We start from the raw sequence: 23,032 nt of genomic DNA, 5'->3' as shown, positions 1-23,032 counted from the left end.
CCACTACGGAAAATGAGGCCCATTTCACTTGAATCCACGCCGCTGCCGACGCGGCGCCATGACCTGATCGCCCGGCTGGCCCAACCCTGCCAGTACGACATCGCCATCATCGGCGGCGGCGCCACCGGCCTGGGCGTGGCGCTTGATGCCGCGGCGCGCGGGTTCTCTGTCGTGCTGGTCGAATCGCACGACTTTGCCAAAGGCACCTCGTCGCGGGCTACCAAGCTGGTCCATGGTGGTGTGCGCTATCTGGCGCAAGGCAATATTTCATTGGTGCGCGAGGCCTTGCACGAGCGCACCACGCTGCTGGCCAATGCGCCGCACCTGGCGCAGCCCCTGGCTTTTGTCATGCCTTCTTATAAGTTCTGGGAAGCGCCTTTTTATGGCGTGGGCCTGAAGATGTACGACGCCCTGGCCGGCAAGGCCGGACTGGGACCAACGGAGTTTTTGAGCCGAACCGAAACGCTGGGCTACCTCCCCACGGTGCAGTCGCAAGGACCCAATGGACGCCTCAGGGGCGGCGTCAAGTACTGGGACGGCCAGTTTGACGACGCGCGCCTGGCCCTGGCTCTGGCCCGCACCGCCGCCCGCCAGGGCGCGCTGCTGGTCAATTACTGTGCCGCCACGGGGTTGATTCATGAAAACGGCAAACTGGTGGGCCTTCACGCGCAGGACCAGGAAACAGGTCGCCTTTTTGAGATCAAGGCCAAATGCGTGGTGAATGCGGCGGGTGTCTGGGTCGACCAGCTGCGCTTGCAGGACGGGCAGGCGACAGGCCGCGAAGCCCAACCCATGGTCGCACCCAGCCAGGGCGTGCACATCGTGGTGGACCGGTCGTTTTTACCGTCCGACCACGCGATGCTGATTCCCAAAACGGCTGATGGCCGGGTGCTGTTTGCCGTGCCCTGGCTGGGTAAAATCATTTTGGGGACCACCGATACGCCGCGGCATGATTTGGCCCGCGAGCCGCTGCCGTTCAAGGAAGAGGTTGATTTCATACTGCGCGAATCGGCGCGCTACCTGAGCCGCGCGCCCGGCCCGTCCGACATCAAAAGCATCTGGGTCGGCCTGCGGCCCCTGGTCAAGCCGTCTGATGACCATGCGGAGAGAACCCAGGCCCTGTCGCGTGAACACACGGTGCGGGTCAGCAATAGCGGTCTGGTCACAGTGACCGGGGGCAAGTGGACCACTTACCGGGCCATGGCTGAGGATGTGCTGGACACCTGCTTTGGCGCGGGCCTGCTCCCGAGGCGTGCGGGTACGGTGACCGCACACCTTAAGTTAGTGGGCGCTCAGGATAGCAGCCATAAAATCAGTGATGCGCCGGGCGTTCACTTGTACGGAAGTGAAGTCGCAGCCGTGCAGGGCCTGCCGGGCGCCGACCATGAACTGGGAGGGGGGCTGACGGAAGCCATGGTGCGGTTTGCTGCCCGTTACGAGTACGCGCGTTGCGTGGAAGACGTGCTGGCTCGTCGCTCCCGCCTGCTGTTCCTGGACGCGGCCCAGGCCCGGTCGCTGGCGCCCGGGGTGGCGGCACTCCTTCTGCAGGAAAACGGGGTCGATCCGCAGCTGGAGGCATTTCAGGCGCTTTGTGGCCAGTACCTCAGCTTGCCCGACTGAAGCCGGCAGCCCTGCGCCATCCGGCCGGCCCCCATCACGGCAACTCAATCATGACGCCAACCATGAAGCGGGTTTTGCTACTCTTTTAGTAGCTATCTATTCCGGTGAATATTGGGCCAAGGCCCGATTTGCCCGTAAATATCGTCGCTGGCCTTGCGCGGGCCCGGACGTAGCGGGCGTTTCCCCGAATGCGCCACCCGGTTGGTCTGCCGGCCCCGGCGGGCGCCTCTGGCTGTAATTGTGGGGTTATTTTCACAAGAGGCAGTTGACAGTGCTTTGGGATTTGGCCATAATCGTGGGCTTCGCTGTGAAAAAGGCGAAGAATTCTGCCCAGCGGAAGCATTGCAAGTGGTTTGTGATGTGGACGACGGGCCCAAGACTGACTGGGCTGTGGCTTGCGGGATCCGAGGATTTTGCAATGCGGCTTTCTGGTGCAAGTTGGGACTAAATTTAAATGATTCAAACGCAATCCAAACTCGATGTTGCTGACAACACGGGTGCTAAATCCGTGATGTGCATCAAGGTGCTGGGCGGATCCAAGCGCCGGTACGCCAGCGTTGGTGATGTCATCAAGGTGAGTATCAAAGAAGCCGCTCCCCGTGGCCGCGTCAAAAAAGGCGAGGTTTACAGTGCTGTGGTCGTTCGCACCGCCAAGGGCATTCGCCGCGGCGATGGTTCGCTCGTCAAATTCGATGGCAACGCGGCAGTGTTGCTTAACGCCAAGCTGGAGCCTATCGGCACCCGCATCTTCGGACCAGTGACGCGCGAGTTGYGCACTGAGAAGTTCATGAAGATCGTGTCTCTGGCTCCTGAAGTTCTGTAAGGACGCCCCATGAACAAGATTCGCAAAGGCGACGAAGTCATCGTGATCGCAGGTCGCGATAAAGGCAAGCGCGGCACGGTTTCGCTGCGCAAAGACGACAGCCATGTGCTGGTGGATGGGATCAACCTGGTGAAAAAACACACCAAGCCCAACCCGCTCAAGGGCGCCACCGGCGGCATTGTCGAGAAAAGCATGCCGATTCACCAGTCCAATGTGGCCATTTTCAATGCCGCAACGGGCAAGGCGGATCGGGTTGGCATCAAGTTGTTGGCAGACGGCAAAAAAGTGCGCGTCTTCAAGTCCAGCGGCGACGAAATTAAGGCTGCATAAACATGGCACGCTTGCAAGATCAATACCGCGAAAAAATCGCGCCCAGCCTGATTGAGAAATTCGGCTACACCTCGCCCATGCAGGTTCCGCGCATCACCAAGATCACGCTCAACATGGGTGTGAGCGAGGCTGTTGCAGACAAGAAGGTCATGGACAACGCTGTGAGCGACATGGCCAAGATTGCCGGCCAGAAGCCTGTTGTGACCAAGGCCAAAAAGGCTATCGCCGGTTTCAAGATCCGCGAAGACCTGCCCATTGGCTGCATGGTGACGCTGCGCGGCGTGCAGATGTATGAGTTCCTCGATCGTTTCGTGACCGTGGCCCTGCCGCGTGTTCGTGACTTCCGTGGTATTTCCGGTCGCGCCTTTGATGGCCGCGGAAATTACAACATCGGCGTGAAAGAGCAGATCATTTTCCCTGAAATTGAGTACGACAAGGTCGACGCCCTGCGCGGTCTCAATATCAGCATCACCACAACGGCCAAGACCGATGAAGAGTGCAAGGCACTCCTCACCGCCTTCCGTTTTCCGTTCAAGAACTGAGGCGGGACATGGCAAAACAAGCTTTACTGCAACGTGAACTGAAGCGCGAAAAACTCGCGGCCAAGTTCGCCAAGAAATACGCTGAACTCAAGGCGACGTCCAACGATGCCAAGCGCTCCGATGAAGAGCGTCAGCTGGCTCGCCTCGAGCTGCAAAAGTTGCCCCGCAACGCCAACCCGACTCGCCAGCGTAACCGCTGCGAAATCACGGGTCGCCCGCGCGGTACGTTCCGTCAATTCGGCCTGGCTCGCGCCAAGATTCGTGAATTGGCTTTTGCTGGTGATATCCCTGGTATCACCAAGGCAAGCTGGTAAGCAATAGGAGAACCGCAAATGAGTATGAGTGATCCTATCGCCGACATGCTGACGCGCATCCGGAATGCACAAATGGTTGAAAAAGCCGTTGTGCTGGTGCCATCGTCAAAAGTCAAGGTTGCCATCGCGCAGGTGTTGAAAGACGAGGGCTATATCGATGGCTTCTCCGTCAAGACCGACGAAGGCAAGTCCCAACTGGAAATCGCCCTGAAGTATTACGCAGGCCGTCCCGTGATTGAGCGCATTGAGCGCGTCAGCCGCCCGGGCCTGCGTGTCTACAAAGGTCATGGCGCCATTCCCCAGGTCATGAACGGCCTTGGTGTGGCAATTGTCACGACGCCCCAGGGTGTCATGACTGATCGCAAGGCGCGCGCTACCGGCATCGGTGGTGAAGTGCTGTGCTACGTGGCCTAACGGCGGCATTGAGGAGAAACTGAAATGTCTCGTGTAGGAAAAATGCCGGTTACCGTACCCCAGGGTGTGGATGTGGCAATCAAAGACGACCAGATTAATGTCAAGGGCGCTCTCGGCGCCTTGGCGCTGACGCAAAATGCGCTTGTCACCATCAAGAATGATGCCGGCAAGCTGACGTTTGCGCCTGCCAATGACTCGCGTGAAGCCAATGCCATGAGCGGCACGATGCGCCAGCTCGTGAACAACATGGTGACGGGTGTCACCAAGGGCTTCGAGAAAAAGCTCAGCCTGATCGGCGTGGGTTACAAGGCCCAGGCGCAAGGCGCCAAGCTGAACCTCACCGTGGGTTACTCGCATCCTGTGATCATGGACATGCCTGCTGGCATCACCGTCGCAACCCCAACGCCCACCGAGGTGGTGATCAAGGGTTCTGACCGTCAGCGTGTAGGCCAGATTGCCGCCGAAGTGCGCGCAGTTCGTCCTCCCGAGCCTTACAAGGGCAAGGGCATCCGTTATTCGGATGAGAAGATCACGATCAAAGAAACCAAGAAGAAATAAGGAGCTGCATCATGTTGACCAAAAAAGAGCAGCGCCTTCGTCGTTCACGCCAGACCCGGATCCGCATCGCCACGCAAGGTGTTGCCCGTCTGACCGTGAATCGCACCAATCTGCATATTTACGCCAGTGTCATTTCTGGCGACGGCACCAAGGTCCTGGCTGCTGCATCCACCGCGGAAGTGGAAGTGCGCAAGGAAATTGGCGCCTCGGGTAAAGGTGGAAACGTTGCTGCTGCGCAGGCCATTGGCAAGCGTATTGCCGAAAAGGCAAAAGCAGCAGGTGTGGAAAAAGTGGCGTTTGATCGCGCCGGTTTTGCGTACCACGGCCGCGTCAAAGCGCTGGCTGATGCGGCTCGCGAAGCTGGTTTGCAGTTCTAAGCAGACTGGAATTAAGTATGGCTAAGTTTCAAGCAAAATCGCAAAACGACGCTCCAGACGATGGTCTGAAGGAAAAAATGATCGCGGTCAACCGCGTCACCAAAGTGGTGAAGGGCGGCCGTATTCTCGGTTTCGCCGCACTCACAGTGGTTGGCGACGGTGACGGCCGCGTTGGCATGGGCAAGGGCAAGTCAAAAGAAGTGCCTGCAGCCGTGCAAAAGGCCATGGAAGAAGCGCGCCGCAACATGACCAAGGTCTCGTTGAAAAACGGCACCATCCACCACAATGTATTCGGCCACTGGGGTGCCGCCAACGTCATGATGGCGCCGGCTCCCAAGGGTACCGGCATCATCGCCGGCGGCCCGATGCGCGCTGTTTTTGAAGTGATGGGCATCACCGACATCGTGGCCAAGAGCCATGGTTCGAGCAACCCTTACAACATGGTGCGCGCCACGATGGATGCACTGAACAATTCCACCACGGCTTCTGAAATAGCGGCCAAGCGTGGTAAATCGGTCGAAGAAATCTTCGGCTAAGGCAGCATTGAAATGACCAAAGAAGCCAAAGTAAAAGTCCAGCTGGTTCGCAGCCCGATTGGCACCAAGGAATCACACCGCGCAACTGTGCGCGGCTTGGGCCTGCGCGGTGTCAACAGCGTCAGCGAATTGCAGGACACGCCCGCGGTGCGCGGCATGATCAACAAGATCAGTTATCTGGTCAAGGTTATCTGAGCGGAGACTCAACATGGAATTGAACGGAATCAAGCCTAGCCTGGGCGCAAAACATGCCAAACGACGTGTCGGTCGCGGCATTGGTTCGGGCCTGGGTAAAACGGCTGGACGTGGTCATAAAGGCCAGAAGTCACGCGCTGGCGGGTATCACAAGGTGGGCTTCGAGGGCGGTCAAATGCCCATGCAGCGCCGCTTGCCCAAGCGCGGCTTCAAGTCGCATCTGCTCAAGTTCAACGCCGAGGTCACCCTGAGCGCGCTGGAGCAGCTCGGCCTGGCCGAAGTGGATCTGCTGGCGCTGAAGACTGCCGGTCTGGTGGGTCAGCTCGCCAAGAACGTCAAGGTCATCAAGTCGGGTGAACTGTCCAAGGCTGTCAAGCTGAACGGCATTTCTGCCACGGCGGGTGCCAAGGCCATTATTGAAGCCGCCGGCGGCTCCGTCGCTTAAATACCTGACTGGATTAATCAGTGGCAACCAGCTCGGCTCAAATTGCGAAAACCGGCAAGTACGGTGATTTGCGCAACAGGCTTGTGTTTTTGCTGCTGGCCCTGGTGGTGTACCGCATTGGCGCGCACATCCCGGTGCCGGGTATTGACCCTGGCCAGCTGAAAGAGCTTTTCAAAGGCCAGCAGGGCGGCATACTGAACTTGTTCAATATGTTCTCCGGTGGTGCCTTGGCGCGATTCACGGTGTTTGCCCTGGGCATCATGCCGTACATCTCGGCCTCGATCATCATGCAACTGCTCACGTATGTTGTGCCGACGTTCGAGCAGATGAAAAAAGAAGGCGAAGCCGGTCGCCGCAAGATCACGCAGTACACACGCTACGGAACACTGGGGTTGGCCCTGTTTCAGTCGATGGGTATCGCCGTGGCACTCGAAAGCTCACCCGGGCTGGTTCTGGTGCCTGGTTTTGGCTTCCGGATGACGGCGGTCTTCAGCCTGACCGCTGGAACGATGTTCCTGATGTGGCTGGGTGAGCAGATCACCGAGCGTGGTCTGGGTAACGGTATTTCGATTCTGATCTTTGCAGGTATTGCGGCAGGGTTGCCGAACGCCATGGGTGGCCTGCTGGAACTGGTACGTACCGGGGCGATGAGCATCCTGGTGGCGATCGTGATCGTGGCCGTCGTGGTGTTTGTGACGTATTTTGTGGTGTTTATCGAGCGGGGGCAGCGCAAGATTCTGGTGAATTACGCCCGCCGCCAGGTGGGCAACAAGGTGTATGGCGGGCAGTCTTCGCACTTGCCGCTGAAGCTGAATATGGCAGGCGTGATTCCGCCGATCTTCGCTTCCTCCATCATTTTGCTGCCGGCGACGGTCGTTGGATGGTTTAGTTCGGGTGAAAGCATGCGCTGGCTGAAAGACATTGCCGGCACATTGACACCAGGCCAGCCCATTTACGTGATGTTGTATGCCAGTGCGATTGTGTTTTTCTGCTTCTTTTACACAGCCCTGGTGTTTAACAGCCGTGAAACGGCAGACAACCTGAAAAAGAGCGGTGCGTTCATTCCAGGCATACGTCCGGGTGACCAGACGGCCCGGTATATCGACAAGATTCTGGTTCGTTTGACCTTGGCCGGCGCGGTGTACATCACGTTTGTGTGCCTGTTGCCAGAGTTTTTGATTTTGAAATACAACGTGCCGTTTTATTTTGGTGGCACGTCGTTGATGATCATTGTGGTGGTCACCATGGATTTCATGGCCCAGGTACAGAATTACATGATGTCGCAACAGTATGAGTCGTTGCTTAAAAAGGCGAATTTCAAGACGTCACTGGGCGGTTAACCGGATATTTGATGGGATATGTCTAAAGACGATGTGATTCAGATGCAGGGGGAGGTCGTTGAAAACCTTCCCAATGCAACTTTCAGGGTGAAGCTGGAAAATGGACACGTTGTACTTGGACACATCTCGGGAAAAATGCGCATGCACTACATCCGCATTCTTCCCGGTGACAAGGTGACAGTTGAATTGACACCATACGATTTATCGCGAGCACGAATTGTGTTCCGTGCCAAGTAAGCACAAAGAGAAAGTTTAGGAGAAAGAAATGAGAGTTTCAGCTTCGGTCAAGAAAATTTGCCGCAACTGTAAAATCATCCGCCGCAAGGGCGTTGTACGCGTGATCTGCACGGATCCGCGTCACAAGCAGCGCCAAGGCTGATTTTCAAGAGATTTAGAGGACGCACATGGCACGTATCGCTGGTATCAATATTCCGCCGCAGCAGCACGCCGAAATCGGCTTGACTGCAATTTTCGGCATAGGTCGCACACGCGCTCGCAAGATTTGCGAAGCATGTGATATCGCCTATTCGAAAAAAATCAAAGATCTGACTGACGGCGATCTGGAAAAAATCCGTGACCAGATTGCTCTGTTCACCATCGAGGGCGATTTGCGTCGTGAAACCACGATGAACATCAAGCGCCTGATGGACATCGGCTGCTACCGTGGTTTCCGCCATCGTCGCGGCCTGCCCATGCGTGGCCAGCGCACACGGACCAATGCCCGCACCCGCAAGGGTCCGCGCAAGGCCGCTGCTGCTTTGAAGAAATAATTGAGAGGTCGTCATGGCAAAATCACCAAGCAATAACGCCGCACAGCGCGTTCGCAAGAAAGTACGCAAGAACGTGGCGGATGGCATTGCCCACGTCCACGCTTCTTTCAACAACACGATCATCACCATCACGGATCGCCAGGGCAATGCATTGTCCTGGGCTTCTTCCGGTGGTCAGGGTTTCAAAGGTTCGCGCAAGTCGACGCCTTTTGCAGCGCAGGTTGCATCCGAGGTGGCTGGCCGCGCTGCCATTGAGCAGGGCATCAAGAATCTTGACGTTGAAATCAAGGGCCCAGGTCCCGGACGTGAATCTTCCGTCCGTGCATTGGGCGCGCTGGGCATCCGGATCAATTCGATTGCCGACGTTACCCCGGTTCCGCACAACGGCTGCCGCCCACAAAAGCGCCGCCGCATTTAATTGCCTTGCCTGCTCTGGTTGATTGCCTTGCAGTCAGCCAGGTCAGGCATTTTTTATCAAGCCCACCGCCGTTAGGTTCACACCGAAGGCTCCTGCAGCAATGCAGCAGATGACACAAGGACACTCAAGTGGCACGCTATCTCGGCCCCAAGGCCAAACTATCCCGCCGTGAAGGCACCGACCTTTTCCTGAAGAGCGCACGCCGCGCCATCAGCGACAAGGCCAAATTTGATTCGAAGCCCGGCCAGCACGGTCGTACTTCAGGTACCCGTACTTCCGACTTCGGCCTGCAGCTGCGCGAAAAGCAGAAGGTCAAGCGCATGTACGGCGTGCTGGAGAAGCAGTTCCGCCGCTATTTCGAGGAAGCCGATCGCCGCAAGGGCAACACCGGCGCCAACCTGTTGTTCATCCTGGAATGCCGCCTGGACAACGTGGTGTACCGCATGGGCTTTGGTTCGACCCGCGCTGAAGCGCGCCAACTGGTGTCGCACAAGGCCATCACGGTCAACGGCGGTTCGGTCAACATTCCTTCGTACATGGTCAAGGCCGGCGACGTCATCGCCGTGCGCGACAAGTCGAAGAAGCAGACCCGCATCACCGAAGCGCTCGAGCTCGCAAAACAGGTCGGCCTGCCGGCCTGGGTCGATGTGAACGCCGACAAGGGCGAAGGCACCTTCAAGAAGGTTCCTGACCGCGACGAATTTGCAGCCGACGTCAACGAATCGTTGATCGTCGAGTTGTACTCGCGCTAATTTTTTCGTTCCTGCGATACGGGGCACCGTATCGCCAGGGTGTGCTTCGCCGGCCTTATCGGTGTAACGAACCGAGGGTATTGAGAGGAAGACTGCATGCAGACCAATTTGTTGAAACCTAAAACCATCAATGTGGAGCAGCTTGGCGCGAATCGCGCCAAGGTGACTCTGGAGCCATTTGAGCGTGGCTACGGCCACACGCTGGGCAATGCCCTGCGCCGTGTGTTGTTGTCCTCCATGGTTGGCCATGCCGCCACTGAAGTGACCATTGCCGGCGTTCTGCATGAGTACTCGTCCATCGACGGCGTGCAGGAAGATGTCGTCAATATCCTGTTGAACCTCAAAGGTGTGGTGTTCAAGCTCCACAACCGCGACGAAGTGACCCTCAGCCTGCGCAAAGACGGCGAAGGTCCTGTGACCGCGGCCGATATCCAGACGCCGCACGATGTGGAAATCATCAACCCTGAACATGTGATCGTGAATCTGTCGCACGGCGGCAAGATCGACATGCAGATCAAGGTTGAGAATGGCCGTGGCTATGTGCCGGGCACCATGCGTCGCTATGGCGATGAGTCACCGAAATCCATCGGCCGCATTGTGCTGGACGCTTCGTTTTCCCCGGTCAAGCGCGTGAGCTACACCGTCGAAAGCGCCCGCGTTGAGCAGCGCACGGACCTGGACAAGCTGGTCCTCGAAATTGAAACCAATGGTGCAGTGACCGCTGAGGATGCTGTCCGCGCATCGGCGAAGATTCTCGTTGAGCAGCTGGCTGTGTTCGCTCAGCTGGAAGGCAATGAACTGGCGGCATTTGATGCACCGGTGCAGCGCAGCTCGCAGCAGTTTGATCCCATCCTGTTGCGCCCTGTCGACGAGCTTGAGCTCACGGTGCGTTCGGCAAACTGCCTGAAAGCAGAAAACATTTACTACATTGGCGATCTGATTCAGCGCACTGAAAATGAGCTGCTCAAGACTCCCAATCTCGGACGGAAATCTCTTAACGAGATCAAGGAAGTGCTGGCTTCCCGCGGCTTGACTCTGGGCATGCGCCTGGAGAGCTGGCCACCTGCAGGCCTGGACAAACGTTAATTTGTAAAACTGACCATCTTCGAAGAGATGGCGCACGGGCAGTACCTGATACGGCTGCCTGATTATTAAAAAGGAAATCACCATGCGACACGGACACGGACTACGTAAACTGAACCGCACCAGCGAGCACCGCCTCGCCATGCTGCGCAACATGATGAACTCGCTGCTTCAGCACGAAGTCATCAAGACCACCCTGCCAAAGGCCAAGGAATTGCGCCGTGTGGTGGAACCGATGATCACGCTGGCCAAAGAGCCAACGGTGGCCAACAAGCGTCTCGCGTTCGACCGCCTGCGCGACCGCGACATGGTGGTCAAGCTGTTTGCAGAACTTGGCCCACGCTACAAGGCCCGTCCTGGTGGCTACACCCGTATTCTGAAGATGGGCTTTCGCGTTGGCGACAATGCACCCATGGCTTTGGTCGAATTGGTGGATCGTCCTGAAATAGAAGACACTACCGCTGACGCGGCGAAGGCAGAGTAAGGTACAATAGAGACATATCGCGCGGTGGAGCAGCCTGGTAGCTCGTTGGGCTCATAACCCAAAGGTCGTAAGTTCAAATCTTGCCCGCGCAACCAACATCCAAGCCGTCAAGGCTGGTAGCAAACGCCCACTTCATGTGGGCGTTTTGCTTTGTGCCCACTCTGTGCCCATATCGTGCCCAGCCTGTGCCACAAAATTTCTCAAAATTCAGCAGTGACCATTGGCTATTTCTGCAGGTAGCCGTGTCACTGACCGACTGATGAGCGTTTCTGGTCGTAGGGGGCGGTTCGGTTCAAGTTCCGACAGACCTTATTTCAAAGGCGTCTTTTTGCGGTGTCTGCGGTGGTGGTCTCGACAGGGGCCATGTTTTCGATGACTTTGGCTACTTATGTAGAGTCCGACAGACTTTGTTCCCACGTTTCAACGTCAAAGGAATGTATTTGCCCAGGAATTTCAGCAGCGCAAGACTCGTTCGCTTGCTCAGTGATTTGGCCTCCGTGGATGTTGAGGCGTCGAGGCAGGACTTTGCGGAACGATTGGGCCTGTGGTTGGACGTTTTCGATGGCATCACGCTTCATGCGGCGCACCAGTCGATCAAGACGGTTGACGAAGAGAAACCATCGGATGCGCTGTTGGGCAGAACCTTCGCTCTGGAAGAAGAATTTCATCGGGTGCGAACAGCCTTGGTGAAGGCCATCACAGCAAGCAGTGCATCCCCTGCCAGCGGAAAACAACTCAGGAACCCGATACCCCAGCCAGAAGCCGCCACGAAAACGGACGCTGGATATGCACCGTATCACCAGCGTTACCTCGACCAGCAACGCCACATGGCATTGAGGATTGATGCATTGCGTGTCCATGTCCGGCAAGCCATCGCGAAGGCTTCTCCCCAACTCGGGCAGCTGGCAACCTTCGATGCCGTGATGGAGCAGATGCTTGGTGGTCGGGAGCAAAAACTGCTGTCAACGGTGCCTGTGCTGCTTGAGCGACGTTTCGGGCATTTGCGCAAAACCCATCAGCTCGGGCTCGACCTTGCGCAGCAGCAGGACGACCCGGCCTTGTGGCGACAACCGGGCGGGTGGCTGGACGTCTTCGGCAAGGAGATGCAGGAGGTCTTGCTGGCGGAACTGGAGGTCCGGCTGCAGCCGGTCGTGGGATTGATTGAAGCATTCAGCAACGAGGTTAAGAAGTACCAATGAACAGGATTTTTTTTGCAGTCGCCTTCGCCATCGGTCTGATGACCGTGACCTGGGTGGGGTTGGGGTTTGTCGGTTCGAGCTGGATCGCCCTGGTCATGACGGCGGTGATTGCCGGGGTCTATTTGCTGGGCGCGTTTGAACTCAGACAGTTTCGCGCTGCCACAGCCTCGCTGGCGGCGGCGCTTGCCGACATTCCTCAGCCGCTGCCGGACATCGGCGTCTGGCTAGTCGGCGTACACCCTTCCCTGCAAAACTCCGTGCGTTTGCGGATCGAGGGTGAACGGGTCGCCTTGCCGGGCCCTGCGCTGACACCGTACCTGGTGGGGCTGCTGGTGATGCTGGGGATGCTCGGCACCTTCCTGGGCATGGTCGTGACCTTCAAGGGGGCCGTGTTCGCTCTGGAGGGCTCGACGGATCTTCACGCCATCCGGTCGGCGCTAGCCGCACCCATCAAGGGCCTGGGGCTTGCATTTGGCACCTCGGTGGCCGGGGTGGCCGCGTCGGCCATGCTGGGCCTGCTGTCGGCCATCAGCCGCCGCGAGAGGGTAGACGTCGCGCGGCAGCTGGACTCCCGTATTGCGACCGTCTTTCGGCCGTTTTCGCTCGCCCATCAGCGTCAGGAAACCTTCAAGGCGCTGCAGGTGCAGGCGTACGCCTTGCCCGACGTGGTCGACAAGTTGCAGGCCATGATGGAGGGAATGGAACGCCGGAGCCAGCAGTTGAACGAGCAGCTGCTGGGCAGTCAGGCGCAATTCCACCGTGAGGTGAGCGTCGCCTACACCGGTCTGGCCGACACCGTCGGGCTGTCGCTGAACGACAGCCTGACGGCCAGCGCGCGCATGGCGGGCGAGAGCATCAAGCCCGTGGTGGAGGCGGCGATGACGGAAATTGCGCAGGAATCGAAACGCCTGCACGAGCGCGTGAGCGACGCAGCGCAGACCCAGTTGAAGGGCCTCTCGGCCCAGTTCAGCGCCACCACACGCACCGTGTCCGAGACCTGGACGACGGCTCTCCAGAATCATGCACGGACCAGCGAAAGCCAGGTCAATGGCCTGGACCGGGCACTGGCGGCCTTCACGGACACCTTCGAGCAGCGCTCCGGCGCGTTGCTGGCCACGGTCAACGAGGCCGTGTCCAGGTCGCAATCGGACCAGGCCTCGGCGGATCGGCAGAGGCTGCAGGCCTGGACGCAGGCGATGGAGTCCATGGCGGCCACGCTGCACGGTGAATGGCAGCGTGTCGGGGCGCAGTCGCTCGCCCAACAGCAGGCCGTCTGCCAGACGCTGGAGAAGACCGCCGGCGAGATCACCCAGCGCAGCAGCGATCAGGCCAGCCGGACACTCGCCGACATGACGCGGCTGTTGGCCCAGTCCGAAGCGCTCATTCGTTCGCGCATGGATTCGGAGGCCGACTGGATGAAGCAGCACGGCGACCGCATGGACCAGCTGGCCAGTGTGTGGCGCACCGAACTCGGTGCGCTCAGGGAAGAAGAAGCAACGCGCGGCAACGCCGCCGTCGAGCGGTTGGGCGAACTGCAGGCAGCGCTGGCCACGCATCTGGCCACGCTGGGCGCCGCGCTGGAAGCGCCCATGACCCGCCTTATGCAAACGGCCTCCGAGGTACCCCAGGCGGCGGCTGGCGTGATTGCGCAATTGCGTCAGGAAATAAGCCGGATCGCCGAGCAGGACAACCTTGCGCTAGAGGAGCGCACCGCCGTGATGGACAAGATCAATGCGCTGCTCCAGACCATCAACCAGGCCGCGGGCGAACAGCGCGCGGCGATCGAGTCGCTGGTGGGCTCGGCGGCAGCTGTGCTGGACAAGGCCGGCAGCCAGTTTGCTGAAACGATGGGGGCACAGGCCGGCAAGGCGGAGACCATGGCGGCGCACGTCACCGGCAGCGCGGTCGAGCTGGCTAGCTTGGGCGAATCCTTCAACCATGGCGTCCAGCTTTTCAACGCGACCAACGAGAAGCTGATTGAAAGCCTGCAGCGCATGGAAGGCACCATGAACCAGTCCATGGCGCGAAGTGACGAACAACTCGCCTACTACGTGGCGCAGGCGCGCGAGGTCATCGACCTCAGCATCACGTCGCAGCAGGGCATTGTCGAAGACCTGCGCCAGCTCCACAGCAAGCAAGCCTCGCAGTCCGAGGGAGTCGCTGGATGATCGACCTTGACGAAAGGGGCGACGGCATGGAGCAGACCGCGCCGGTCTGGGCCGTTTTCGGAGACCTGATGTCGGGCTTGCTGGGCGCTTTCGTGCTGATCCTGGTCGGGGTGCTGGTGGTCCAGATGGACCTGATGACCAATCTGGAGGCGGAGGTGCAAAAGCGCCGGGTGGAGGAGCAGCGCCGCATTGCCCTGGAAAAGGCCCTGGCCATTCCGCTGGCAACGGGCCGGGTCACGCTGAACAACGGACGCATTGGCATCAGTGGCAGCGTGTTGTTCCCCCTGAACTCGGACCAGTTGCGTCCCGACGGCCGGCTGCTGTTGAAGAGTCTCGTGCCCCCCTTGCAGGTCTACCTGGGTGAGCGCGATGAACTGTTGATGGTGAGCGGCTTTACCGACGACAAGCCCATCCAGGAAGGCAACCAGCGCTTTGCGGACAACCTGGAGCTGTCGGCCCAGCGCGCCCTGACGGTGACCCGTGCCCTGATCGAGGAAGGCATGCCGTCGTCCCGGGCCTTTGCCGCGGCCTTTGGCGCAGCGCAGCCGGTGGCCTCCAACACGGATGAAAAGGGACGCGCGCTGAACCGGCGCGTGGAAATGGCGCCGGTGCCCAAGTCCGCCAATGTGAAACCCTCCACCCCTTCCAGCCATGAGTGAGCCGGGGCGCGCCGAAATGACTCATTCGCAGCAGGACGGAGAAAAGTTGCTCCTGTCGTGGCATGCGTCCTTGCGAAACGAAGGAGCCCAGCGCCTCGATCCCGCGCGCTTTCATTACCTGGAGCTGCTGTCGCAGCGCATGGACACAGCGCCAGGCGAGGTGCGACGCATCCTGGAAGGCAAGCTCAAAATTGCGCTGACGGACTATGGCGAACGCTTCAGGCAGGCGCAGAACGCCGCCAGCGCCGAGTTGGCGAGCCTGTCAGCCAGGCATCCGGACCAGGCCCGTGAACTGCACCGGCTTTTCGCGGCAGGCGATTACAGGGGCATGCGCCGGCTGGGCGCGCAATCGGCGTTCAACAGACCCTGCGCGCCGCTGGCCCAGCTGAACCAGTACATCCAGAACGTGAAGCAGGACGGCATCGATCACCGCCTGGCGAGCGGTCCTGGGAGCCGTCTGGTCAGCGACATGGAGGCCAGTTCTGAAATGGCGAGCGTCCGTCGCTTCAGGGAGGCGTGGTCCAGGATTGCTGCCGAAGACCAGGTGGACCAGGCCGTCGGGCGAGGGCCTGTCAACGCCGGCCCGCTGAATTCGCACATGCTGGTGCTTCGTTCCCTTGCGTTGATGCGCAAACTGTCACCCGACTACCTGCGGCGCTTTCTGTCGCATGTGGACACCTTGCTGTGGCTCGATCAGGCAAACCAGAAATACACGCCGGTGAAGGCGAAACCGGCGCGTCGAAGCCGGCAAAAAAAATGAAGGCGAGTTGCATGTGCTCTGGGTCCTGCTGGCCGGTCGTCGCTCAGAAGGTGAGCGCGTAAAACTGGTGAGTTGCGGACGCGCCTTGTCGTTGGCGGCGAGCATCTCCCCCTTAGTCACATGTGCGCGTTTTTGTCTTTGGGTAAAGATTGTTTTGGGCTGTCTGTCAGGCTGCACGCCTCAAATTCCATCAGCGTTCAGTCTTCAGCACGATGCTTCGGCAGGGGCCTGCCGAGTCTGGCGAGATCAAGTCGAGGCCGCTACAGCCTTCATCGATGGCGCCCCTTGCCGGCACGCCGCAATGTCTCTGTCCTGGCGACTATTCCAGCGTGAAGCCGATCTTCATTGAAACCTGCCAGTGCGCCACCTTGCCGTCGACCACATGGCCACGCGTTTCGGTGACGGTGAACCACTGGATGTTTCGCACCGTCTCATGTGCCTTGGCAATGGCGGTGCTCACGGCATCTTCGATGCTGGTGGCGGAGGAACCGGTGAGTTCAAGCTGCTTGTAGACATGGCTGCTCATGTGTCGCTCCCAGGAGTTGATCGGTCTGTCAAAGCTTAAGGGTTTTGTATTGGAACCACAAGCATGAAGCCGTGAGTCAGTGCCCGCCCTGCAAACGCAAAAAACCGAGCCCGATCGATGAAGGCAGGCGAAAAATCTACCCGTGCATGCCGGGTGAGTCTTCATCGATCAGGCTGCTTTCCGATCGGGTCGCGGCTTCCTAGCCCAGTGTCGCTGTGGGCTGCGCCGTGGCCGCCAGATATTCCATGGCCGCCGAGGTGCCGCTCTCGCGCAGGCGCACGCCTGCGAGTTTCAGGCCCATCTCACAGCCCGCGAGCGCGGCCAGCAGGGTGAGGTCATTGCACTCGCCGAGATGGCCGATGCGGAACATCCGGCCCTTGACCTTGCCGAGCCCCGCGCCCAGCGACATGTTGAAGTGCTGGTAAACGATTTGCCGTACCCGGTCGGCATCCACGCCCTCGGGCATCATCACGCCCGTCAGCACCGGGGAGTAGACCGCCGGATCGGCGCACTGGATTTCCAGCCCCCAGGCCTCTACGGCATTGCGGCAGGCCTTGCCCAGGCGTTCGTGCCGGGCAAAAACCTGGGGCAGTCCCTCGGCCGAAATCATGTCCAGCGCCTCGCTCAGGGCATACAGCAGGTTGGTATTCGGCGTGTAGGGCCAGTAGCCCGTCTGGTTCATTTCAACAATCTCGTCCCAGGCCCAGAAGGACTTGGGCAGCAGGGCATCGCGGCTGGCGGCAAGGGCTTTGGGCGACAGGGCGTTAAAGCTGATGCCGGGCGGCAGCATCAGACCCTTTTGCGAGCCGCTGATGGTGACATCGACACCCCATTCGTCATGGCGGTAGTCGGCTGAGGCCAGGCCAGAAATGGTGTCGACCAGCAGCAGGGCGGGATGCTTCGCCGCATCAATGGCGCGACGCACGGCCGCGATGTTGGAGGTGACGCCGGTGGAGGTCTCGTTGTGGACCACGCAAACAGCCTTGATTTGATGCTGCGTGTCGTTGCGAAGCCGTTGCTCGATCATGTCGGCCTGCACGCCGTTTCGCCAGCCCTCGGTGCCCGGCAGGCCGATGAACTCCGGCTTCAGGCCGAGCCGCAGCGCCATCTTGTTCCAGAGGCTGGCGAAGTGGCCGGTCTCGAACATCAGAACGGAATCGCCAGGGCTCAGCGTGTTGACCAGTGCAGCCTCCCACGCGCCGGTGCCGGAGGCGGGGTAGATGACCACGGGGTGGCGCGTCTTGAAAATGTCCTTGATGCCGGAGAGCACCTTCCGACCGAGGGCGCCGAATTCGGGGCCGCGGTGGTCGATGGTGGGGTAGCTCATGGCGCGCAGCAGGCGATCCGGCACGGGGCTGGGGCCGGGGATCTGCAGGAAATGGCGACCGGCGGGATGGAAATTCAGGTTCATTCAGGTTCTCCTTCAATAAATTTGCATACAATTTATGGAGACTGTACGAGCCTTAATCCCATAAAGGAAGAGGCTTGTCGGCTTAAGTAGTCTGAACTTTTGTATGCATAATACAAAAATAGCAGAACAAGGTTTGTGGATGAAGCTGCGCCCGGCCGCTCAAAAGAATGCGAATGTGCTTGAAGGCAGAGGTCGCAGCAGGGCCGACCCTTGCCGAGCGGGTGGGATGGAGCGCCGCGGGGCGGCGTGGGCGTTGGGGAGTGCTGGTTCAGCTGCCGAAAATCGCCTCGAGATCCGCCTCCCCGGCGGTGCTGTCGAGCTTGAGGCTGTGCTCGATGTGGTGCAGGTGATCCAGCATGAGCTTTTCGGCGCGTACCCGGTCGCGCTTGGCGATCGCGTCGACGATCACCGTGTGCTCGTCGGCACGGCAACTGCTGGCCGTGGGTGCGTCGTACAGGAAGATGATGAGGCAGGTCAACATGCATAGCTCGCGCATGCTGCGGGCCAGCGCCGAGTTGCCTGCCAGCTCCGCCGTCAGGGTATGGAATTCGCCGGACAACCTGATCACGGCGCGCTTGTCTTCGCGCCGGCGCGCATCCAGTTCCAGCTCCTGGTGCTGCCGCAGGCGGGCGACTTTCTCGGGGGTGAGGGTGTCGATCAGGCGCTTGAGCACGGCCGGCTCGATCAGCCGGCGGGCCTCGAACACGTCGCGCGCCTGCTCGATGGAGGGCTTGGCCAGGTAAGCCCCGCGCTGGGGGTAGAGCTCCACGATCTGCTCGTGCGCCAGACGGGCCAGCACCTCGCGGATGCGCGCCCGGCTGGTGCCGAAGATGTCGGCCAACCTCTCCTCGCCCAGCTTGGTGCCGGGGTGCAGGCGGTGTTCCAGAATGGCGACATAGATCCTTTCATAGATCGCATCGATCGTGTTTTCCCGGTCGAGGCGGCTCGTGGACTGGCGCGTGCTGGTCATGTCGGTCTGATTGGTGGAGGAGGGTGACTGCATTCTATCGAGTGCATCCTCATCCTCACTCGAGGGTCTCACGAGCATTGGAAAAGCCTCCCCCAGCCGGTGATGTTGGCTGATGGCATGCCGGCAGCGCGCAGCATGCCCCACACGGTGGTGCTCACGGTGTCCAGCAGCGGGATGCCCAGCTCTTCTTCTACCTGCTGCGCCATCGGCGCGGCGCGCAGGTTGGTGCAGAAGGTGGTGATGGCCTGCGGGCCATCGGCCGCCACCTCGCGCATCAACGCCAGCAGCGTCGACGGCTCGACACCGGCGAAGTCATGGTTGACGCGGATCCCCAAGTGGCGTTCCGCCACCACCTCGATGCCGAGCGCGCGGTAATTGGCCATGATGCGCTGCTGCACATCCGCGGTGTAGGGCGTCACCAGCGCCAGCTTGCGCACACCCTGCAGCGCCAACAATTCATTGAGCGCCAATACGGCCGTGGTGGCCGGAATGCCGGTGCGCTCGCGGATGCGCTCACACAGGCGGTGGTCGGCCTCGAAGCCCAGCCAGCCCGAAGACGTGCCGCTCCAGCCAATCACATCGACCTTCGCGTCGGCCAGCAGCTCGGCCGCCGCCAGGATTTTGCTGTCGTCAAACTGCCCCAGCGCCTGCGCGTCCAGCGAGATTTCGGTCACCCTGAAGCGTGAGAAGTGTGCGCTAACACCTGGAATTTCTACCGCTATGGCACTGGTCAGAGGCTCCAGGGCGGTATTGGACGAGGGGGTCAATACGCCGAGGCGAACGGGCTGGGTCATGGGCTGGCTCCTGAAAGAGGTTGTGGCAAGGATAGGGCATGGAAGCCTCCTTGCTGGTGATTGTGAACTTTATCGCAAAACTGTTGACATTAGTGTTAACACTACTGTCTGCAATTTAATTATCGTCGATATTACGCACATGTGCCGAAAAGCTCCGAATGGGCTGGGCCCGGAATTTGCAATGACGACACTATTCTTGATCTGAAAATGACAATGCACCAAAACAAACTAATGCAAAACATGTCAACAATAATGTTTGCACTAAAGACGACACTTATTCACCGGCTTGGTGCGCGCGGGGCGGGTGTATGAGCCACGCACCGCTTGACCTGGTGATTCGAAACGCGCGCGTTGCGACGGCCAGTGACACCTTCCATGCCGACATCGGGGTGCTTGGCGGGCGGATAGCCCAACTGGGAACCGGCCTGGACCGCGGCGAGAAGGAGATCGATGCGGCTGGCCGCGTAGTCACCCCCGGCGGTGTGGACGCGCATTGCCACCTCGACCAGCCGATGGCGCCGCCCCTTCGCATGGCCGACAACTTTGACACCGGCACGCGTGCCGCGGCCTGTGGCGGGACCACCACCGTGATTCCGTTCGCGGCGCAGGAAAAAGGCCAATCCCTGCGTGCCGCGGTGGATGACTACCACCAGCGCGCCGACGGCCGCGCGCATGTCGACTACGCCTTCCACCTGATCGTCAGCGACCCGACACCGCAAGTCCTGAACGTGGAGCTGCCGGCGCTGATCGCCGAGGGCTACACCTCGTTCAAGATCTACATGACCTACGACGACCTGAAGCTGGACGATGGCCAGATCCTCGACGTGCTGGACGTGGCGCGCCAGCATGGCGCCATGGCCATGGTGCATGCCGAAAATGCCGACTGCATCGAATGGCTGACGAAGCGGCTCGAGGCCGCCGGGCGTACCGCACCGCGCTTTCATGCCCATGCGCGGCCCATGCTCGTCGAGCGGGAAGCGACGCACCGGGCGATCGCGCTGTCGGAGCTGGTGGACGTGCCGATTTTGATCGTGCATGTGTCGGGCCGTGAAGCGGTTGAGCAGATCCGCTGGGCGCGTGCCCAGGGCCTCAAGGTGTTTGCCGAAACCTGCCCGCAGTACCTGTTCCTGACCGCCGAGGACCTGGGGATTGACGACAGCTACCGTGGCGCGCGCTGTGTCTGCAGCCCGCCGCCGCGCGACAAGGCCAACCAGGAGGTGATCTGGAATGGCCTCAATGACGGCCTGTTCACCCTGTTCTCGTCCGACCATGCGCCGTTCAACTACGAGGGCACCGAGGGCCGCAAGCCCGGCGGCGAGGAAGTCAGCTTCCGCCACATCCCGAACGGCCTGGCCGGTATAGAGACGCGCATGGCGCTGCTCTACTCCGAAGGCGTGCTCGGCGGGCGCATCACACTCGAAAAATTCGTTGAGCTGACCGCTACCAACCCGGCCAAGGCCTATGGCCTGCACCCCCGCAAAGGCACGATCGCCATCGGCGCCGATGCCGACCTGGTGATCTGGGACGAACGCGAGTTCGTGCTGCGCAACACGCAGCTGCACCACGCGGTGGATCACACACCCTACGAAGGCAGGACCCTGAAAGCCTGGCCCGGGCTCACGCTGTCGCGCGGCGAGGTGGTGTGGGACGGAAAAGACTTCCATGGCCGGGCCGGTCGCGGCCAGTTCCTGGCCTGTGGCGCACCCTCGCTGATGCCGTCGCGCCACCTCGGGAGGCCGGCATGAAGCTGCTGCTGATCAACCCCAATATCTCGGAGAGCGTGTCGGAGCTGATCCGCAGCGAAGCGCAACGCAGCGCTTCGGCAGGCACCGAGATCGAGGTGCTGACCGCGCCCTTCGGTGTGGCCTATATCGAAACGCGCTTCGAAGCGCTGATCGGCGCCTACGCGGCGGCCCAGCTCGCCGCCGAGCACCATGCGCGTTTCGACGCGGTGGTGGTCGCAGCCTTCGGCGACCCGGGGCTCACCGGCCTGCGCGAAGCCCTGCCGGTGCCGGTGACCGGGCTCACCGAAGCCGCGCTGGCCAGTGCCTGCCTGCTCGGCAACCGCATCTCCATCATTGCCATCTCTCAGCGCATCCAGGCGTGGTACCGCGAGGTGGTGCAGTCCTATGGCCTGGGCTCCCGGCTGGCCAGCATCCGGGCGCTGGACCGGCCGCTGGCCAGCATCGGCCAGGTGCAGGACGAGCACGCCCAGGCGCTGAAAGCGCTGGCCGAACGCGCGGTCGATGAGGATGGGGCCGATGTCATTGTGCTGGCCGGCGCTCCCCTGGCGGGGCTGGCACGCGCGCTCAAGGGCCAGCTGCCGGTGCCCGTGGTCGATGGCGTCTCCAGCGCGGTACGCCACGCCGAAACCCTGGCCGCCCTGCAGCCCGGCACCGCGCAGCGCGGCAGTTTCTCCCCGCCGCCCGTCAAGCCGAATCGCGGCTTGCCTCCCGCCATCGCCAAGCTGCTCGACCGGACCAGCTGATTCTTTCCACCCTTTCCGTCATTCCTCCACTCCCAAAAGATCATCATGAAACAGCCCTCCCGCCTGCCCCTGATCACCCGCTTGGCCGCCGCTGCGGCGCTGACGCTGGCCACTGCCATGCTGCCCGTCGCGGCACAGCAGAAGCTGCAGATTGCCGGCAACTTTGCGTCGGAGCACCCGAGCAGCGTGGCGGTCGAGCAGGTGTTCAAAAAGGAGGTTGCCCGCCTGACCCACAACCAGCTGCAGGTCGATGTGTTTCCCGCCATGCAGCTGGGTGGCGCCAAGGAGAATGTGGACGCCGTGCGCTCTGGCACGCTGGCGCTGACCTGGGTCGGCGCGGCCTTCCTGTCGCGCATCGCACCCGAACTCGAAGCGGTCAGCCTGCCCTTCGTGTTCCCCAACCGGCAGAGCGCCTTCAGGGTGATTGACGGTCCGGTCGGCGATGCCATCGACAAGAAGCTGGGCGACAAGGGCTTTGTCTCGCTGGGCTGGATGGAGCTGGGCATGCGCAACGTCACGAACAGCCGGGGGCCGATCAAAAGCATGGCCGACCTGAAGGGCCTGAAGATCCGCCTGCAGCCCAACGAGACCCACCTGGCGACCTTCAGGGCGCTCGGCGCCAACCCGGTGGCCATGGACGTCAAGGAGCTGTACTCCGCACTGGAGCAGCGCGTCGTCGACGCGCAGGAGAACCCATACACGGTGATCTCGGCTGCGCGCTACAGCGAGGTGCAAAAGCAGCTGTCCAACAGCGGGCATTTCTTCGACCTCATTGCCGTGGTTGCGAGCAAGAAAGCCTTCGAGCAGCTCAAGCCCGAGTACCAGAAGGCCATACGCGAGGGCATGACCGCCACGATTGCCTTTCAGCGCAAGCTGGCCGCCGAGGAAGAGGCAAAGCGGCTGGCCGAACTGAAGGGCAAGATGACCTACACCGAAATCACGCCCGCCGCGCTGGAGGAAATGCGCCGCGCGACGGCCCCGGTCATCGAGGACGTGAAGAAGCGTGCCGGCGCTGACCTGGTGAACCAGGTGCTGGCTGAAGCCGCCCGGCGCTGA

Annotated in this window: 30 protein-coding genes and 1 tRNA gene; 27 read left to right on the top strand and 4 right to left on the bottom strand. The window is 60.6% G+C overall.

What is annotated here, in order from left to right; genetic code table 11:
* Window positions 1–12 precede the first annotated feature (12 nt).
* From AC1DUB_RS11890 to AC1DUB_RS11775, 24 genes are all read left to right on the top strand, one after another.
* On the top strand, window positions 13–1,620 hold the full coding sequence (locus AC1DUB_RS11890) for a glycerol-3-phosphate dehydrogenase/oxidase (protein ID WP_477729647.1): 1,608 nt from the start codon (window positions 13–15) through the stop codon (window positions 1,618–1,620).
* 454 nt (window positions 1,621–2,074) lie between these two features.
* A complete protein-coding gene (gene rplN, locus AC1DUB_RS11885; RefSeq protein WP_477729646.1) occupies window positions 2,075–2,443 on the top strand; it encodes a 50S ribosomal protein L14 in 369 nt (122 codons plus the stop codon).
* 9 nt (window positions 2,444–2,452) lie between these two features.
* Entirely contained in the window at window positions 2,453–2,773 is a 321-nt protein-coding gene (gene rplX, locus AC1DUB_RS11880) for a 50S ribosomal protein L24 (RefSeq protein ID WP_477729645.1), read from the top strand.
* 2 nt (window positions 2,774–2,775) lie between these two features.
* Complete coding sequence (gene rplE, locus AC1DUB_RS11875) at window positions 2,776–3,315, top strand: 50S ribosomal protein L5 (protein ID WP_477718934.1); 540 nt, start codon at window positions 2,776–2,778, stop codon at window positions 3,313–3,315.
* 8 nt (window positions 3,316–3,323) lie between these two features.
* A complete protein-coding gene (rpsN, locus tag AC1DUB_RS11870; RefSeq protein ID WP_293405188.1) occupies window positions 3,324–3,629 on the top strand; it encodes a 30S ribosomal protein S14 in 306 nt (101 codons plus the stop codon).
* A gap of 18 nt (window positions 3,630–3,647) precedes the next feature.
* Window positions 3,648–4,043, top strand: coding sequence for a 30S ribosomal protein S8 (gene rpsH / locus AC1DUB_RS11865; RefSeq protein WP_122954342.1), 396 nt, complete (start codon window positions 3,648–3,650; stop codon window positions 4,041–4,043).
* Window positions 4,044–4,067: 24 nt separating this feature from the next.
* On the top strand, window positions 4,068–4,601 hold the full coding sequence (gene rplF, locus AC1DUB_RS11860; protein ID WP_477718935.1) for a 50S ribosomal protein L6: 534 nt from the start codon (window positions 4,068–4,070) through the stop codon (window positions 4,599–4,601).
* Window positions 4,602–4,612: 11 nt separating this feature from the next.
* The gene (gene rplR, locus AC1DUB_RS11855; protein WP_007869273.1) at window positions 4,613–4,978 is read left to right on the top strand and encodes a 50S ribosomal protein L18; all 366 of its coding nucleotides are present in this window, start codon (window positions 4,613–4,615) and stop codon (window positions 4,976–4,978) included.
* Between the two features lie 17 nt (window positions 4,979–4,995).
* A complete protein-coding gene (gene rpsE / locus AC1DUB_RS11850; protein ID WP_011481461.1) occupies window positions 4,996–5,514 on the top strand; it encodes a 30S ribosomal protein S5 in 519 nt (172 codons plus the stop codon).
* 12 nt (window positions 5,515–5,526) lie between these two features.
* Window positions 5,527–5,709 (top strand): 50S ribosomal protein L30, encoded by a 183-nt coding sequence (gene rpmD, locus AC1DUB_RS11845; RefSeq protein WP_011481462.1) that lies wholly within the window; start codon window positions 5,527–5,529, stop codon window positions 5,707–5,709.
* Between the two features lie 13 nt (window positions 5,710–5,722).
* Window positions 5,723–6,154 (top strand): 50S ribosomal protein L15, encoded by a 432-nt coding sequence (rplO, locus tag AC1DUB_RS11840; RefSeq protein ID WP_011481463.1) that lies wholly within the window; start codon window positions 5,723–5,725, stop codon window positions 6,152–6,154.
* A gap of 20 nt (window positions 6,155–6,174) precedes the next feature.
* Window positions 6,175–7,494, top strand: a complete 1,320-nt coding sequence (gene secY / locus AC1DUB_RS11835) for a preprotein translocase subunit SecY (RefSeq protein ID WP_477729644.1) — start codon at window positions 6,175–6,177, stop codon at window positions 7,492–7,494.
* 18 nt (window positions 7,495–7,512) lie between these two features.
* Entirely contained in the window at window positions 7,513–7,731 is a 219-nt protein-coding gene (gene infA / locus AC1DUB_RS11830) for a translation initiation factor IF-1 (RefSeq protein ID WP_007869286.1), read from the top strand.
* Between the two features lie 28 nt (window positions 7,732–7,759).
* Entirely contained in the window at window positions 7,760–7,873 is a 114-nt protein-coding gene (rpmJ, locus tag AC1DUB_RS11825) for a 50S ribosomal protein L36 (protein ID WP_011481465.1), read from the top strand.
* A gap of 25 nt (window positions 7,874–7,898) precedes the next feature.
* Window positions 7,899–8,264 carry a 30S ribosomal protein S13 gene (gene rpsM / locus AC1DUB_RS11820; protein WP_011481466.1) on the top strand — a complete coding sequence of 122 codons (366 nt, stop codon included), beginning with the start codon at window positions 7,899–7,901 and terminating at the stop codon, window positions 8,262–8,264.
* A gap of 13 nt (window positions 8,265–8,277) precedes the next feature.
* On the top strand, window positions 8,278–8,682 hold the full coding sequence (gene rpsK / locus AC1DUB_RS11815) for a 30S ribosomal protein S11 (RefSeq protein ID WP_007869288.1): 405 nt from the start codon (window positions 8,278–8,280) through the stop codon (window positions 8,680–8,682).
* A 128-nt stretch (window positions 8,683–8,810) separates the two neighbouring features.
* Window positions 8,811–9,434, top strand: a complete 624-nt coding sequence (gene rpsD / locus AC1DUB_RS11810; protein ID WP_477718938.1) for a 30S ribosomal protein S4 — start codon at window positions 8,811–8,813, stop codon at window positions 9,432–9,434.
* A gap of 96 nt (window positions 9,435–9,530) precedes the next feature.
* Window positions 9,531–10,520, top strand: coding sequence for a DNA-directed RNA polymerase subunit alpha (locus tag AC1DUB_RS11805; RefSeq protein ID WP_011481468.1), 990 nt, complete (start codon window positions 9,531–9,533; stop codon window positions 10,518–10,520).
* An 82-nt stretch (window positions 10,521–10,602) separates the two neighbouring features.
* Complete coding sequence (gene rplQ, locus AC1DUB_RS11800; protein ID WP_011481469.1) at window positions 10,603–11,001, top strand: 50S ribosomal protein L17; 399 nt, start codon at window positions 10,603–10,605, stop codon at window positions 10,999–11,001.
* A gap of 18 nt (window positions 11,002–11,019) precedes the next feature.
* A tRNA-Met gene (locus AC1DUB_RS11795) sits at window positions 11,020–11,096 on the top strand.
* Between the two features lie 312 nt (window positions 11,097–11,408).
* On the top strand, window positions 11,409–12,200 hold the full coding sequence (locus tag AC1DUB_RS11790; RefSeq protein ID WP_477729643.1) for a DUF3348 domain-containing protein: 792 nt from the start codon (window positions 11,409–11,411) through the stop codon (window positions 12,198–12,200).
* Window positions 12,197–14,368 (top strand): DUF802 domain-containing protein, encoded by a 2,172-nt coding sequence (locus AC1DUB_RS11785; RefSeq protein WP_477729642.1) that lies wholly within the window; start codon window positions 12,197–12,199, stop codon window positions 14,366–14,368. Before AC1DUB_RS11790 ends, AC1DUB_RS11785 begins: the two co-directional genes overlap by 4 nt.
* Window positions 14,365–15,027, top strand: coding sequence for an OmpA family protein (locus tag AC1DUB_RS11780; protein ID WP_477729641.1), 663 nt, complete (start codon window positions 14,365–14,367; stop codon window positions 15,025–15,027). Before AC1DUB_RS11785 ends, AC1DUB_RS11780 begins: the two co-directional genes overlap by 4 nt.
* A gap of 70 nt (window positions 15,028–15,097) precedes the next feature.
* On the top strand, window positions 15,098–15,787 hold the full coding sequence (locus tag AC1DUB_RS11775) for a DUF2894 domain-containing protein (protein WP_477729640.1): 690 nt from the start codon (window positions 15,098–15,100) through the stop codon (window positions 15,785–15,787).
* Window positions 15,788–16,106: 319 nt separating this feature from the next.
* Here AC1DUB_RS11775 and AC1DUB_RS11770 read toward each other — a convergent pair whose 3' ends face one another.
* The 4 genes from AC1DUB_RS11770 to AC1DUB_RS11755 form a co-directional block, all read right to left on the bottom strand.
* Entirely contained in the window at window positions 16,107–16,313 is a 207-nt protein-coding gene (locus tag AC1DUB_RS11770) for a dodecin (protein ID WP_011481474.1), read from the bottom strand.
* A gap of 199 nt (window positions 16,314–16,512) precedes the next feature.
* Window positions 16,513–17,724, bottom strand: a complete 1,212-nt coding sequence (locus AC1DUB_RS11765; protein WP_477729639.1) for a pyridoxal-phosphate-dependent aminotransferase family protein — start codon at window positions 17,722–17,724, stop codon at window positions 16,513–16,515.
* 268 nt (window positions 17,725–17,992) lie between these two features.
* Window positions 17,993–18,694 carry a GntR family transcriptional regulator gene (locus AC1DUB_RS11760; RefSeq protein ID WP_477719050.1) on the bottom strand — a complete coding sequence of 234 codons (702 nt, stop codon included), beginning with the start codon at window positions 18,692–18,694 and terminating at the stop codon, window positions 17,993–17,995.
* A 68-nt stretch (window positions 18,695–18,762) separates the two neighbouring features.
* Entirely contained in the window at window positions 18,763–19,488 is a 726-nt protein-coding gene (locus AC1DUB_RS11755; RefSeq protein ID WP_477718945.1) for a maleate cis-trans isomerase family protein, read from the bottom strand.
* A gap of 308 nt (window positions 19,489–19,796) precedes the next feature.
* Here AC1DUB_RS11755 and hydA point away from each other — a divergent pair, with 308 nt between their 5' ends.
* From hydA to AC1DUB_RS11740, 3 genes are read left to right on the top strand one after another with little or no spacing between them, the layout of a single operon-like run.
* The gene (gene hydA, locus AC1DUB_RS11750) at window positions 19,797–21,233 is read left to right on the top strand and encodes a dihydropyrimidinase (RefSeq protein WP_477729638.1); all 1,437 of its coding nucleotides are present in this window, start codon (window positions 19,797–19,799) and stop codon (window positions 21,231–21,233) included.
* Entirely contained in the window at window positions 21,230–21,976 is a 747-nt protein-coding gene (locus AC1DUB_RS11745) for an aspartate/glutamate racemase family protein (protein WP_477718947.1), read from the top strand. The genes hydA and AC1DUB_RS11745 overlap by 4 nt, the downstream gene beginning before the upstream one ends.
* 45 nt (window positions 21,977–22,021) lie before the next feature.
* On the top strand, window positions 22,022–23,032 hold the full coding sequence (locus AC1DUB_RS11740) for a TRAP transporter substrate-binding protein (protein WP_477718948.1): 1,011 nt from the start codon (window positions 22,022–22,024) through the stop codon (window positions 23,030–23,032).

Source organism: Polaromonas sp. P4_F9, assembly GCF_056401235.1.
The sequence above is the reverse complement of the archived record's forward strand: the minus strand, read 5'-3'. Positions and strand labels throughout refer to the sequence as shown.